This window comes from Aphanizomenon sp. CS-733/32 (genome assembly GCF_028330045.1).
In the GTDB taxonomy this organism is placed as follows: domain Bacteria; phylum Cyanobacteriota; class Cyanobacteriia; order Cyanobacteriales; family Nostocaceae; genus Dolichospermum; species Dolichospermum gracile.
The window spans coordinates 55,355-69,816 of the sequence record NZ_JAQMSE010000234.1; the positions used below are offsets into that span (position 1 = coordinate 55,355).

The window sequence follows — 14,462 nt, forward strand, 5'->3', positions numbered from 1 at the left end:
ACTCCTCCTATAATGTCTCCAGACGTATGCGTAAAATTTCTGCTTGTTTTTGTGCTTCTGCTAAAGTCTCTCTTGCAGTCTGTACAACGTCTGCGGGGGCTTTATCTACAAACTTAGAATTGCTTAATCTGGCACTTAAAGATTGGGCTTCCGCTTCGGCTTTTTGTAAGCTTTTCTCTAGTTTTGCACGGACAACTTCAATATCTACAACTCCTTTTAAGGGAATAACTACCTGTACAGTCCCGACAACACCAGCAATGGAATTTTCTTTTTCTTGGGGTGCGGTTGGTGGTAATTCTGGTTCAGTTGGTGTTTCACTGGGTGGAAAGTATTTTGCAAATAACTCTTCTCTTGCTTCCCCATTGAGTAAATAACGAAAAGCAAACCAACTAACATAACCTAAACCAACTATTTCAAAGCTAGTACCAAAGAAGGGAATATCTAATGCCGTATTAGCCACAAATACAGCTACTTTCAAGCCGATAAGGGCGACAATTGTTAAACCAATTATCTTTAATCCACCCCCATATTTATTATCTTCAACTTGTGCAATCTCTTGGGGAACAACAACAGAATTAGCATCAACAATTGTTAAATTTTCTACCTTGGCTAAATCTTGAATATAAGCTTGTCCCGCAGTAAGAATAAATCTTTCACCTTCGCTTTCAGTTTGCAAATTAGCAGTAATTTTTACCCCTGGTTTAATATCTGCTTCTGCTCGTAAATTGCGAATTGTCCGAATTGTGCCAATTAACAAATCAAACTGTGTTTCCAAAGCTGAATCAATCAGATAATTATCGGCTTCAGGATATGCTTGCAAAGGTAAAAATTGGGGATTTTCGGTGGGTTGTTGGGTGAGAGTTTGCCAAATTTCCTCTGTAATGTGAGGCATAAAGGGATGGAGTAATTTTAAAATCCCTTCTAAAATATAGGCAATAATTTGTTGGGCAACTTTACGAGATGCGGGTTCTGCATCTTTCTGTAATCTGGATTTGACTAATTCAATATACCAATCACAGAAATCACCCCAGATAAATTCATAAAGTCCCTTTGCTGCTTCACCTAAACCATAATTTTCAATATCATGATTTGTTTGTTTAACAACTTGGTTGAACCGGGAAACAATCCACTTATCACTTAATTCCGTGGGAACTGGTTGACCTAATTGGGCTGGGGTTTGTCCATCCAAATTCATCATTACAAATCGGGCTGCATTCCACAACTTATTGGCAAAATTGCGAGAAGCTTCAACAGACATAGATTCATCTTTTTTGCGATCATATTCTAAACGAATATCTTGACCAGCACCCGCAACTTCCTTAATTAAGGTATAGCGTAAAGCATCAGTTCCATATTTAGCAATCAACAATAATGGGTCAATCCCATTATTTGCTGATTTCGACATTTTCTTATTATTTTCATCCCTGACCAAACCATGAATGTATACAGTTTTAAACGGCATTTTTCCGGTAAAATGTGTTCCCATCATCGTCATTCTAGCTACCCAGAAAAAGATAATATCAAATCCAGCTACTAGGGTCGCTGTGGGGTAATATGCCGCTAAATCTGGTGTTTCCTCAGGCCAACCTAAAGTGGAAAATGGCCACAGTCCAGAGGAAAACCAAGTATCTAAAACATCGGGGTCTTGTGTTAATTTTACATCTTCCCCAAATTGGGCTTTGGCTTTTTGTAGCGCTTCCTCTTCATTACGGGCGACAAAATAAGGTGTAGAATCGGTAATTTCTCCTTCGGTTTCGCTGACAGCATACCAAGCGGGAATTTGATGACCCCACCACAACTGGCGAGAAATACACCAATCACGCAGATTTACTAACCAATCACGATAAACTTTAGACCAACGTTGGGGGACAATTTCGGGGGAGTCTTGATTATCGAAAAAATCTAGGGTTTTATCAGCTAGGGGGCGGATTTTCACAAACCATTGAGTAGAAAGCAGAGGTTCAACGGGGACTTTGCCGCGATCGCTATAGGGTACTGTATGTTTATAATCCTCAACTTTGACTAAAACACCTTCAGCATCTAAACGGGCTACTAAATTTTTCCGCGCCACAAAGCGGTCTTGACCTTGAAAATCACCGGCATTTTCATTTAATGTGCCGTCCTTGTTCATAATATTAATCAACGGCAAATCATGACGTTGACCCATTTCAAAGTCATTGGGGTCATGGGCGGGTGTCACCTTCACGCAACCTGTCCCGAAAGTCGCGTCCACCAATTCATCACCAATAATCGGGATTTCCCGGTTCATAATTGGTAAAGTTACGGTTTTCCCAATCAGGTGTTTATATCTGTCGTCATGGGGATTAACCGCCACACCTGTATCACCTAACATGGTTTCCGGGCGAGTTGTCGCCACTTCCAGAAAACCCGAACCGTCGCTGAGGGGATAACGGAAATACCACAGATTCCCATTTACTTCCTTGGGTTCTACTTCCAAATCAGACACCGCTGAACCAGAAGCGGGACACCAATTCACCAAATAGTTACTACGATGAATTAATCCCTCTTCATGGAGACGAATAAATGCTTCTAAAACAGATTTTGATAAACCTTCATCTAATGTAAAGCGTTCCCGCGTCCAGTCTACGGATACACCTAACCGTTTTAACTGATTAATAATTGTCCCACCAGATTCCGCCTTCCATTGCCAAGCCCGTTCTAGGAACTTTTCCCGCCCTAAATCATGGCGAGTTTTCCCCTCGGCTTTGAGTTGTTTTTCTAAAATCGTTTGTACAGCAATGCTGGCGTGGTCAGTTCCCGGTAGCCATAGAGTATTCCGTCCTTTCATGCGGTGGTAACGCACCAGGCTGTCAATGATGGCCCCCTCAAAAGCATGACCCATGTGCAAACTGCCAGTGACGTTAGGTGGAGGGATAACGATGCAGTAGGGTTCGCCTTTGTGGTTGGGGTCAGCTTTGTAAACTTGATTGTCTTCCCAGAATTTTTGCCATTTGGCTTCTGTGGAGAAGGCTTCGTAAAGACTGGGGAGATTAGGAATAGTTACGGTCATGCTGGGAATATTAATTTTATTACAACTTTACTAAATTTTGCCACAGGCGTGGAAAACCTTGGTCATCTGTTGGCAATTTTAGATTAAAAAAATGGCGTTGCTGATTGGATGAATTTTGTTTCGCGCAAAGTTTTAGATTTTGAGTTTTTAGTTTCATACCTCAATTCAGCAACGGCTTTATAACTAATAGGGGTTCAGATTTGGCGTAATCAAAGTTGATAAAGTGGGTAATTTTGAATATATAGTAACGGTCAAGGTGGTGAGGACATAAATTGTTTGTGTCAACGTACCGTAGGTATTCATGAAACTCCGTCCACAACAGGTTTTTACTCCTGACTCCTGACTCCTGCTATATTTTTTATCCTTACTAGGTGTTCTATGTGATAGTCTGTCAAGGTATTTGCCAGGATTTTGCCTTTACCGATGGCATTGTACACCTAAACCAGCAAAAACATATGTATCAATTCCAGGTTAGTGCCTCCACACAAACTGGTGAATCCATTGGTATCGTCGGTTCTACTCCCGAATTGGGATTGTGGGATATTACCAAATGTGTTCATCTTCGGACAAGTGGCGATCTTTATCCTTTATGGTGGACAGATAAAGACATTGATATCCAACCGTCTTTGGAGTCTGATAATTGCCAAAGAGTTGAATACAAGTATGTACGCATTGATGCCGAAGGACATGGACAATGGGAAGCTATGGGTGCAAACCGTTGGCTACCAATCAACCGTGAACAACAGTCCGGTACTATTGTTGTGGATGATGGGGCCTATGGTTATTTACAGCCCTATCCCTTCGGATATTTTCGGGATGTGAGTGAGATTAAACCCATTGAAAAAGATTCGGGTGGTCTGAAAATAGTCGTGATTGGCAGTTCTGTCGCATTAGGACAGAAGGCTTGGTTATTGAGGGGTTGGGCTTGGCAGTTGGCAGAGGAGTTGCAGCAAAAATATGGGCATCAAGTCATAAATCTATCAGAATCGGGCGCAAATGTCAGCAGAACGATCGCTCGATTTGCCTCAGTTGTCACCCCAGAAAAACCTGATATAGTAATTATTGCCCTATCTCTGGGTAACGAAGGGTTAGCCTATTGTTCTCCCCACGAACGCAGGGCAGTACAGCGACGGTTTGAAAGTGGTTTGCAGCAGTTGGTAAAAATGACCCGGACACTGGGCGCACGTCCCATTCTCGGTGGTGTCTATCCCAATGGCGACTTTTCCCCTGAACATCATTGGTTGTTGAAAGATACACACAACCGAATGTTGAATTGGGGTGTGCCGGTTTTGGATTGGTTAGCACCATTAGATAATGGTCAGGGACGCTGGCAAGAGGGAATATCTTTTGACCCATCTCACCCTAACACCATCGGTCATAATTTGATGTATGAGGCAATTGATCTGAGTCTCTTCCAAATTGAAAAAGAGGAATTAGCAAAGGAAAAACAACGCTTCTGGCAACCGAACGAAATTCCCATTTACCTTGACAACGCAGGTTTCTATGTCTGTGCCTGTATCGAGGAGAAGAGTTTGCGGATGAGAAATCCATCTAAGTATAATTATACCATTGCTCCCTATTGGCAAGAATTACAAACTGTGCTGCAAAATCAGGCAGGATTAATCCCCGGTATTTACATTGCCAAAAATGCTGAAAAAGGCATACTCCCTTTCTTTGCTGTGCAAGAGAATGGAACTATCTCCACAACCGTGAATATTCCCCCTGGTGCTGATTTGGAATACAGTGCGGCTTTCAATCTCTTTGCACCGAATAACTCCCAGGTTTTATTCTACGATGGGCATCTGGGGATTTTACAAAAAGACGAACATCAGATCTGGATGATCAACGAATCAGATAATGAGTACAATATCCAGCCAATGTGGCCGGAAATTCGCAAAGCATTAAAAGCCATACCATCAGGTGTATATGAAGATCCCCTTCATCCCGATGCACCTTTTCGTACCATGATGATTGGTAGGGATGGCTTAGAAAGCCGAGTGAAAGCGCCACCGAAATCAGCAGTATTTTTGCAATATAAATGCAAATTATCAGACATTAGCCGTGTGGCTATTCTACCTTTAGGCGATCGCTGTGCTGTCCGCATGATGTTGTATAAGATGGAATACGATGGTCCAGCTTTTCCCTTTGATTTGACCCGCACTACCAAGATTGCAGATATTGCAGATATCATTGAAAACCGTTTTTATGATATGTGGAATCCTCATTTGCTGCATTACAATTCCGAGGAACGCAGAATTTATCATCGCAAATGGGGGGGTCTATCCTTTGCCCATGAAGTTGAGGACACGGAAGACCCTGTTAACAATATGTCTCCTATCTATGAACGGATGCGAGTCCGTTATACCGCACGTTCTCAAAGGTTTTGGTACGCCCTCGATCATTGTGATCAAGTCCTATTTATTCGCACAGGAATTGCTGACCGAGGTGGAGTAATTGATCTGTTGAATAAGTTGGAAAAACAATGTCAAGGTAAGCCTTTTCAACTGTTGATTCTTTCCCCCCAATCCTCTGATGAGTTCTCAAATCTGCCTAATGTATTACATGACAATTTCGAGTTTAATCCTGATCGAATGTATGACGATTTGGGACATTGGATGTACTGTACAGATGTGATGAAAGGGATTTTAGAATCCCTGGGAGTTTCGAGTAAAAATCTCTTCTGGTGTCCACCAAATCCACCGAAGAACTAAATATCTATAGTAGAGTGCGTTAGACATAAACAGATTTTTTATATCTAACGCACCCTATAAATATACTGGTGAGCGATACCTTCGACAAATGTAGTTATTGCTATCAATTAGGAATATTTTCTTGTGGGAATAGACAGAAATTGTGGTAAAATGGTCATGCCTACTATAAAAAATTAATCAGATAAATACCTAATCAAAATAGATTAATATTTAATATATAAATTTTAGGAGTTAAAAAATGCGAATTGCTAAAGACGTAACAGAACTTATTGGCAAAACTCCATTAATTCAGTTGAATACAATTCCCCAAGCCGAGGGAGTAGTAGCGAGGATAGTCGTCAAACTAGAAAGTATGAATCCTGCGGCCTCTGTAAAAGACAGAATTGGCGTAAGTATGATCCTTTCCGCTGAAGCTGAAGGTTTAATTTCACCGAGCAAAACCATTTTAGTTGAACCAACATCTGGTAACACAGGTATTGCTTTAGCAATGGTAGCAGCCGCCCGTGGCTACAAGTTAATTTTAACTATGCCGGAAACCATGAGCCAAGAAAGACGGGCTATGTTGCGGGCTTATGGTGCAAGTTTGGAATTAACACCAGGAACTCAGGGAATGCGCGGCGCAATTAACAAAGCCGAGGAGATTGTTGCCAATACTGCCAATGCCTTCATGTTACAACAATTTGCTAACCCAGCCAATCCGAAAATTCACCGAGAAACCACCGCAGAGGAAATTTGGGCAGATACGGACGGAGAAGTTGATATCATAATTTCTGGGGTAGGAACGGGCGGCACAATTACTGGTATTGCTGAAGTAATTAAACAACGCAAACCGAGTTTTCAAGCGATCGCAGTCGAACCTAGTAATAGTCCGATTCTATCAGGTGGTAAACCCGGTTCTCACAAAATTCAAGGGATTGGTGCGGGATTTATTCCTGATGTTTTGCGTCAAGATCTAATTGATGAAGTAGTTCAAGTGGAGGACGCAGCAGCAATGGAATATGGACGGAGATTAGCCAGGGAGGAAGGTTTATTATCAGGAATATCTTCTGGTGCGGCTTTAGCTGCTGCTATTGTCGTGGGTAAACGCCCAGAAAATGCGGGTAAATTAATAGTAATGATTCAACCTTCTTTTGGTGAACGCTATTTAAGCACCGCATTGTTTCAAGATTTGATGAGTTAAACATTTCTTAGGTTGGGTTGACGCAAGGAAACCCAACAAAATTCTTGCTAATTTTTGTCTTTGTTAATTTAATAATTTCATCAGGCAGTTGTTTTTCTAGACTTTTGCCCTGCGGCACTATTTTCCTCATAACTCATCCCCGCAAGGGGACGGAAATACAGTAAAATATTCAGCATTAACATATTGCAGGATCAAATAAAAATGGACAATTCAGCTACATCCAGCAACCGTAAAACCCCCTCAAAAACTACCTATTTAGCATGGGCGGATGATACGGAATTAGTTAGCTTAGTCCTTGACTTAGAAGCAACCAATTCCACCAACCTATACTCACAATATACCATTGGACTTCATGCTTGGTTTCTAGACCAAGTGCGGCAAATTAACCCAACACTTTCAGCCTATTTGCATGATAGTGAGTCAGAAAGACCTTTTAGTATTTCCGCACTAGAAGGTCAATTATTTCCCACGGGAAAACAACTACAACTACAAGCAAATCAGATATATCGTTGGCAGATTAACGCCATTTCTCAACCAGTGGTCAAGTTTTTGAGTGAGTGGTTAATACAACCTCCAACAACTTTAAAATTAAGAGATGCCGTCTTACAAATAAAACAGATAAGTATTATCCATCCACCGACTACTTACAACCACCTCCTACAATCATCTACAGGAAATCATAAAAATATTAATCTGAGTTTTGTTTCTCCTACCAGTTTCCGTCGGAAAGGACATCACTTTCCCCTACCCGTTCCTGTTAATCTTTTCCATAGTTACCTCAGACGCTGGAACGACTTTTCAGGAATATCTATAGAACCAGAAGCTTTTCTAGAATGGATAGATGAAAATGTCATCATTCACAAATATCGCTTAGAATCAGTCAAGGTTGCAGCAGGTAAACGGGGTTCTGTCACTGGGTTTACAGGGGCAATTTCCTTGGGTTTGAGTCAAAGCGCTTTAACTAATATCGAATTTACTCAGTTATTTTATGCCTTAGTGCAACTTGCTCCCTACTGTGGAACCGGACACAAAACCACCTTTGGACTCGGACAAACCTGTTTAAATTGGGTAGAACCAGAATCAAACACACCTGTTGAAGTTGTCAATAACCAACTACCAAGGCGTATTGAAGAATTAACAGCAATATTCACAGCCCAACGGAAACGCATAGGAGGAGAACGCACGGAAAAAATTGCTACAACTTGGGCAACAATTTTAGCCCGGAGAGAGATGGGGGAATCATTACAGACAATATCTGAAGATTTAGAAATGCCTTATACCACAGTCAAAACCTATGTCAAATTAGCTCGGCGGATGCTTGTACAGCACGAGTCACCGAGTCAGAAGTAAAATGAGCTTGCTCATTTTGCGGAAAAGTCCCAATCCAAAATCTAAAATCTAAAATCTTTCTGTCATGTCCCAAGTATCGCTACCCCAATCGCTTCAGCAAGACTTACCACTTACCGCTCTTGCACCTATGCAGGATGTGACCAATCTCTGGTTTATGAAAGTCATTGCCCACTACGGTAGCCCTGACTACTTCTTTACTGAGTATTTTCGCGTTAATGATACCTCACGACTGAATCGCAAAATCCTGGCGGCAATTACCGAAAATGATACCGATCGCCCGGTTTTTGCTCAGATGATTGGTGAAAGTATTCCCGATTTAGCCAGAACGGCAAAGGAACTCTGCAACTATAATATCGCTGGAGTAGACTTGAATATGGGCTGTCCTGCGCCGAGAATCTATCGTAAAAATGTTGGGGGTGGATTGCTGCGAGAACCGGAAAAAGTCGAGCGGATTTTGGGAGAACTGCGTTCTGTGGTTAATGATAGACCTTTAACGGTGAAGATGCGTGTAGGCTTTGAAAATACAGATAACTTTTATAAAATCCTAGATATAATTGCTGATCACAATATTGATTTATTGAGTTTGCATGGTCGCACGGTGAAAGATATGTATCACGGGGAAGTTAAATATGATTTGATTGCGGAAGCGGTGAGACGGGTTAACTGTCCAGTGCTGGCTAATGGCAATATCAAGTCGGCGACAACTGCCTTGGAAGTGCTTTCGCAAACGGGGGCTGCGGGGGTGATGGTGGGACGTTGGGCGATTGGCAATCCTTGGCTGTTTAATCAAATTCGTCAGGCTTTACGGGGAGAACAGATCACACTAGTGCCGTTAGTGGAGGTGCGCCATTATATTGATCGCCTATGGCAAACCCCTACGGCTTCCACTATGCCAGAACGAGCGCGGATCGGCTACCTAAAAATGTTTCTCAACTACATTGCTTTGAATATTGATACTGATGGTCATTTCCTGCGACTGATGCGACACACTTCTACAGAGATGGAATTATTTAACCTCTGCGATCGCTTTCTCCTCACAGATTTAACGAAAACTTTAGCCCTGACACCCTCAACTATTCTTGTGTAAATCTAGCTAACTGGCAGACAAACAAGATATAGCAGAAGGCAAGAGGGAATAGGCAAGAGGCAATAGTGAAACCCTTACTATTATTAGTTTTCAAGGATCAATAATGTCCTAATCATTCTGGCTACAGCTATATTTAATCAATGGGTACGGCTGGACTCGAACCAGCGACCGTCCGCTTAGAAGGCGGATGCTCTATCCAACTGAGCTACGTACCCGTGAAGCCTTTATCATTATATCTAAAATTGTCTAAATAGGCAAGAGGAAATTTTTAATTTCCTAATTTCAGTAATAAACTGCAAGTGATTGAGCAGTCGACGTAGAATAAGAAACAAAATAGATACGATATTCAGATATATTGTGATGTCAAGGGGTAATTGCCCACGAATATGTATACTTACATAGAAGCTTACCCCAGTCAAGTATCCAGTCCCCGGCAAATGCTCTTTGCCAACTCGATAAGTAATTATACTTCATCGTAATGATACTAAAAACCATTACATATTCTTGATCAACAAAGCCAATGTGAGGAGTTATTTACTAGTGCTATGTTTATTCTCAAACGGCAGGATGTTGAAATTTCAACGGTTCAGCACCCCAACAAAGAAGATCGGCAAGTGCCAATTCTCTATTATCAGGGGCAGACTTTTCGCTTGATTACGGTTTTTAAGTCCAGTGAAGAAGACGAAGCTAAAACTTTTTGGAAGTCGTTAACAGATAACCGAGGCAAAGCCTGCATCTTACTAGAAGAACCAGAGCGCTATAGCATTTGGGGAAAGGTTAGGCTAGATCAGATCAGTAGTAATACTGGCAGTCATAGCAAAGCCGATATTTTGACACTAAGTGTTCTGACGCTGTTACAAGCTGTTTATCTAGATATTGAAGATCTATTAGGGAATCGTCAAGCAAGTTTATTTGCCAAGGATATAACAGGGGTATTACAGCAAAAACAATTTCCCGATATATCTTCTGCCGATACAGTAAAATCGTTCTTGACCGAGGATTTGTCACAAATGAGTAAAATACCGACTTGGCAAGAAACTCATGTGATTATTCTTTTAGAAGAACTGCACAAATTAGGAAAAACATACTTTGGTGATACCAACTTTGCCCATCAACTAGATGACCGATTACAAGATATGTCAGTAGAAGAACAAGAACTATTTATCAGTTGGGTGCAAAAATCTCCCCTGAATAAGCTTTGGCAGTAGGGTGGATATTGGTTTGTAATCTGCTATATTTCATTCAATGTGCAAAAAATATTACATTCAGACCATTTACCTAGTTAGTCCCTATGAGTAGATCTTACAACAATTCATCTCCCGTTAAGTCCCTATTAACTACTCAAAATCTCGTTTTGGCTGGTTTTAGCTGGGCTGTTTTAGCATTGTTATACTTTTTGTTGTTTAGTGCCAAAATCCCTGACCCAGAGCAACGGGGAATGGAAGTCCGCGATCAGTGGTATGTGATTGGCACAAATATTTTTGAAGCTGTGGCTTATTTGGGTGCAAGTCTCTTATGCTGGAGGAACTGGCGGAGTACCCAAATGGTTAGTAGTGGAAAAGTCTGGCTGTCAATCGGGTTAGGAATGTTTGCCTATTTTATAGGTGGACTCGTTTTCGGCTATACAGAAATCGTCCTCAAACAAGATCCAGATGTATCTATTGCTGATATATTTTTTGTCCTCACATATTTATGTTTAGGGGCTGGTATGGCTTTAGCCTTGGTTTATCGCCGAATTCAGTTGGAATTATGGCAATGGCTAATTGTGGCAGCAGTTGGAGCATTAGGCAGTTTTCTGGCTTGGTTGATTTCTCAAAAGGAACAAGCATCAACTGAACAAATTGCCTTTTTGCTGAATTTGTTTTACATAGTTAGCGATGTGGCGCTATTAATTATTGCCACAATTATGCTACTGGCTTTTTGGGGAGGTAAAGTCTCCTTATCTTGGCGAATGATTGCCGCAGCCGCATTTTCGCTCTACATTGCAGATATGTGGTTTAAATTCGCTCAAGGACCGGATTATCAAAGTGGAGACATACTAGAAGTATTCTGGGTGTTTAGTGGAGTGTTATTCGGTCTGGGTGCTGTCCTAGAATACGACGCATCATTGAGTCTTAAACGCCGAGACCGTGGACGCAAACGAACTTAACAAATTTTGGTGTCTACCGTGAGAAAATTAACAGATTCTGACAAACAAGAAATTCTCAAGCTCTATCGAGAAACTGCCGAAACAACCTCGACTTTGGCAGAACGCTATGGTGTGAGTAATTCCACAATTAGCAGGCTGCTCAAAAGTACCTTACCAGAAGAAGAGTATGAATTTCTCGTTTCTTTAAAACGTGCCGCCAGAACCCCTGAAGGCAGAGCGCAGGTAAGTTATGAGCAGTTACCGCTGTTGAATCAACCACCATTAGCAGTGGAAATTTCTGGCACTGCTGACCCGGTGGAGAGGTTATCTGATCTAGAACTAGAACAGCCGACAATAGCAGCAGAACCAGAACCAGAAGGAGATGGTGATCCTGATTTTGCTCACCCTAGTCCGGTTATTAGACGGGTAAAAACACGCTCCTCGGCCGTGGAAAAACCTAAACTTCCCGTTGTCAAGGAAACTCCTGTTGTTAAAGAACTAGAAATTGTCAGACACAAGCCAACAGAAACGCCAATTATCCCCAAACCCAAGATAGATGTGGAATCTCCATATTCACAGCCTAATTTGTTTGCGGAGATATTGGATGAGGATTTGCTGGATGAACCTGATGATTTGGATGACGATTTAGATGATGATTTGTATGAGGATGAGGAGGATTTTGAGGACGAAGACTATGAAGCCCCAAAACCCCTAGTTACCAGACGGGGAAATGGGGAAGTATCTGTTCAGGTTTTACCATTGTCGGTTGCCCATTTACCGAAAACTTGCTATTTGGTAATTGATCGGTCTGCGGAGTTAATTACCCGTCCCCTCAAGGATTTTGGTGATTTAGGTCTAATTCCGAGTCTGGAAAATCAACAGAAAACGCTACCGATTTTTGATAACCATCGGGTAGCTAAACGCTTTTCTACTAAGCGCGATCGCGTGATTAAAGTCCCCGATAGTCAAATGCTCCATAAGGCCAGTAACCATTTACAAGCTAAGGGGATTACGCGACTGTTAATTGATGGTCAAGTCTACTCTTTGTCTTTAGTTTAAAGGCAATGGTGATATTTGCTGGTTGGAGTAGTTCACTACTCTAACCACCTTGATCATTGCTAAGTAATTATTTATTGTTTTTGTTTAAATCATCTAAAGCATTGATCACAAAACTAGCTGCTGGATGACTCAGTGCTTGTTCTAGAGCAGCCGTACCACCAGCTTTTAATGCGCTCATTGTTTTCTGTAATAAAGTTGGGTTATTTTTGATGTTTTGTGTGGCTTCTATCGCAAGTGCCATTTTCTCTGACACTGTACTAGTAGGATAAGACTGACTTAATTGGTTTAATAATTCTTGAATGTCTTGTGCTACTTGGGCTAGATTCTGTTTTTCTGCTTCGTTTATCACTCCAGCAACTTTTGCCTCTCCCTTGATTTCACCGCCACTCATAACACCGATGCCAATGCTTCCATTCTGATTAATCATAATTAAACCTCTAAATAAATCACCAAGCATTTTAAATAAATCACCAAGCATTTGACCAATAGCGCTAAAAACAGATACATCGAAATGGCCTAAATAAGTGTCAATTTCAGCTAAATCTTGGTCTCTATCATAGGATGGTTCTTCCTTGTTTAGAAGTTCTTTAGCTTTCAGAAATTCTTTTTTAGCATTCTTAAGGTCGTTTGGTTGACCTAATTCACATAAAGCCCTTCCAAGAAGAAAATGTAAATGTGGGTCATCATCATCATAACCGATTGCAGTTCTAAAAATTAGTGCAGCAGCATCGGGTTGATTTTTATCTAATTTCATCACTCCTAAATTGCCCAAAATCAAAGCTATCTGTCTCTTATTAAAAGTTTTTCTTAAATAATCAAGGTATTTGTGGTCAATACGCCCACTTCTGGGGACATTAGGTTCTAAAGCAGCAACAAATTCTTTTAGTTTTTCCTCAATATCTTCAATATCTATATATTCTGACATTTTACGTTTCCAAGAAAGTAGTTTTTACAAAAAATGCTTTATTACCTCAAACAAAAACTCTTAAATTTTGATATCTCCTTTAATTTTTAACTAAGCTGTTGTGCATTTAGTTTGTATAGTTCTAGCGGGCAAAATGCGCGCACCACAAGGTTCAAGTAAATTATGGTTATCAAATTTAGCTGCGTAACAGCTTATACATCAAGTGTTTTGATCATTTTAAAATGGGATTCTGATTAATTAATGTTCCGTTCCTCAACGTTAATGGCTTTGATAACGTTAATGGCTTTGATAAAGTTAATGGCTTTGACAATGTTAATGGCTTTAATGGCTTTGACAACGTTAATGGCTTTGATAAGCATTGAGTGAGCGATGGTGAGGATTTGTCACACTCATTGTATCCTTTGTTAACTAAACATTGAGTTGCCTGACACAAATAAAAATGATCAATACGACCTGACGCTGACGGGATTCCAAGGAATGTCCCATATACTACTGTTTTATATCCTTTATCCTTTTTTGAAAAGTTATTTATGTCTGTCTTAAAAGAAGTTTCTAGAGGGTGTTCTGGAGATCTTTTTAAAAATCTAGCAACATTTCTAGTATCCCTAATATCACCGAGGTTCACTTTTTTAAAAAGAGTATTCAATTCTTCCCCAATTATCATTACTTGTTTAATTGATGGATTTGCAAAGGTAGTACCAATTAATGATAAATTGCTTATAGAAAAAATTAGCAGAAAAGAAACAGAATGGCTGATTTTTTTATTAATCATATCTAACATCCCTTTAAATCTACAGTTGTGTGTGCAAAAAAAAAGGCAGGATTTTACACCCGATGGAATCTATGAATTTAGGACTTACGCATTGACAGGATCAACCAAATATAAGGTATGGGTTTCGGGCATTTTAACGTGATTTTTTGATGATTTTTGAGCGCTCGCTATTGAGCAGAAGTTAATCACCAAAAGCCTGAAACGAGGGATTTTCGTTCA

Annotated in this window: 11 protein-coding genes and 1 tRNA gene; 8 read left to right on the plus strand and 4 right to left on the minus strand. The window is 40.7% G+C overall.

The window, feature by feature from the left end:
- Positions 1–7 precede the first annotated feature (7 nt).
- Positions 8–3,031, minus strand: a complete 3,024-nt coding sequence (locus tag PN471_RS20120; protein ID WP_271778353.1) for a valine--tRNA ligase — start codon at positions 3,029–3,031, stop codon at positions 8–10.
- Between the two features lie 455 nt (positions 3,032–3,486).
- On the opposite strand from PN471_RS20120, the gene PN471_RS20125 reads away from it, so the two are divergent.
- From PN471_RS20125 to PN471_RS20140, 4 genes are all read left to right on the plus strand, one after another.
- A complete protein-coding gene (locus PN471_RS20125) occupies positions 3,487–5,742 on the plus strand; it encodes a DUF1796 family putative cysteine peptidase (RefSeq protein ID WP_271778354.1) in 2,256 nt (751 codons plus the stop codon).
- 238 nt (positions 5,743–5,980) lie between these two features.
- Entirely contained in the window at positions 5,981–6,922 is a 942-nt protein-coding gene (cysK, locus tag PN471_RS20130) for a cysteine synthase A (protein ID WP_271778355.1), read from the plus strand.
- A gap of 201 nt (positions 6,923–7,123) precedes the next feature.
- Complete coding sequence (cas6, locus tag PN471_RS20135; RefSeq protein ID WP_271778356.1) at positions 7,124–8,272, plus strand: CRISPR-associated endoribonuclease Cas6; 1,149 nt, start codon at positions 7,124–7,126, stop codon at positions 8,270–8,272.
- Positions 8,273–8,336: 64 nt separating this feature from the next.
- Positions 8,337–9,359 (plus strand): tRNA-dihydrouridine synthase family protein, encoded by a 1,023-nt coding sequence (locus PN471_RS20140; protein ID WP_271778357.1) that lies wholly within the window; start codon positions 8,337–8,339, stop codon positions 9,357–9,359.
- Positions 9,360–9,500: 141 nt separating this feature from the next.
- Here the strand turns inward: PN471_RS20140 and PN471_RS20145 are convergent.
- Positions 9,501–9,574 (minus strand) — tRNA-Arg (locus PN471_RS20145).
- A 330-nt stretch (positions 9,575–9,904) separates the two neighbouring features.
- Here PN471_RS20145 and PN471_RS20150 point away from each other — a divergent pair.
- From PN471_RS20150 to PN471_RS20160, 3 genes are all read left to right on the plus strand, one after another.
- Positions 9,905–10,567, plus strand: a complete 663-nt coding sequence (locus tag PN471_RS20150) for an Npun_F0813 family protein (RefSeq protein ID WP_271778358.1) — start codon at positions 9,905–9,907, stop codon at positions 10,565–10,567.
- Between the two features lie 83 nt (positions 10,568–10,650).
- Complete coding sequence (locus tag PN471_RS20155; protein ID WP_271778359.1) at positions 10,651–11,508, plus strand: hypothetical protein; 858 nt, start codon at positions 10,651–10,653, stop codon at positions 11,506–11,508.
- A gap of 18 nt (positions 11,509–11,526) precedes the next feature.
- Positions 11,527–12,546: a transposase gene (locus PN471_RS20160; protein ID WP_271778360.1), complete on the plus strand. Its 1,020-nt coding sequence runs from the start codon at positions 11,527–11,529 to the stop codon at positions 12,544–12,546.
- Positions 12,547–12,613: 67 nt separating this feature from the next.
- Here PN471_RS20160 and PN471_RS20165 read toward each other — a convergent pair whose 3' ends face one another.
- Positions 12,614–13,471 carry a hypothetical protein gene (locus PN471_RS20165; protein WP_271778361.1) on the minus strand — a complete coding sequence of 286 codons (858 nt, stop codon included), beginning with the start codon at positions 13,469–13,471 and terminating at the stop codon, positions 12,614–12,616.
- 233 nt (positions 13,472–13,704) lie between these two features.
- Positions 13,705–13,830 carry a hypothetical protein gene (locus tag PN471_RS20170; protein WP_271778362.1) on the minus strand — a complete coding sequence of 42 codons (126 nt, stop codon included), beginning with the start codon at positions 13,828–13,830 and terminating at the stop codon, positions 13,705–13,707.
- A gap of 171 nt (positions 13,831–14,001) precedes the next feature.
- Here PN471_RS20170 and PN471_RS20175 point away from each other — a divergent pair, with 171 nt between their 5' ends.
- Complete coding sequence (locus PN471_RS20175) at positions 14,002–14,385, plus strand: hypothetical protein (RefSeq protein WP_271778363.1); 384 nt, start codon at positions 14,002–14,004, stop codon at positions 14,383–14,385.
- Positions 14,386–14,462: the final 77 nt, after the last annotated feature.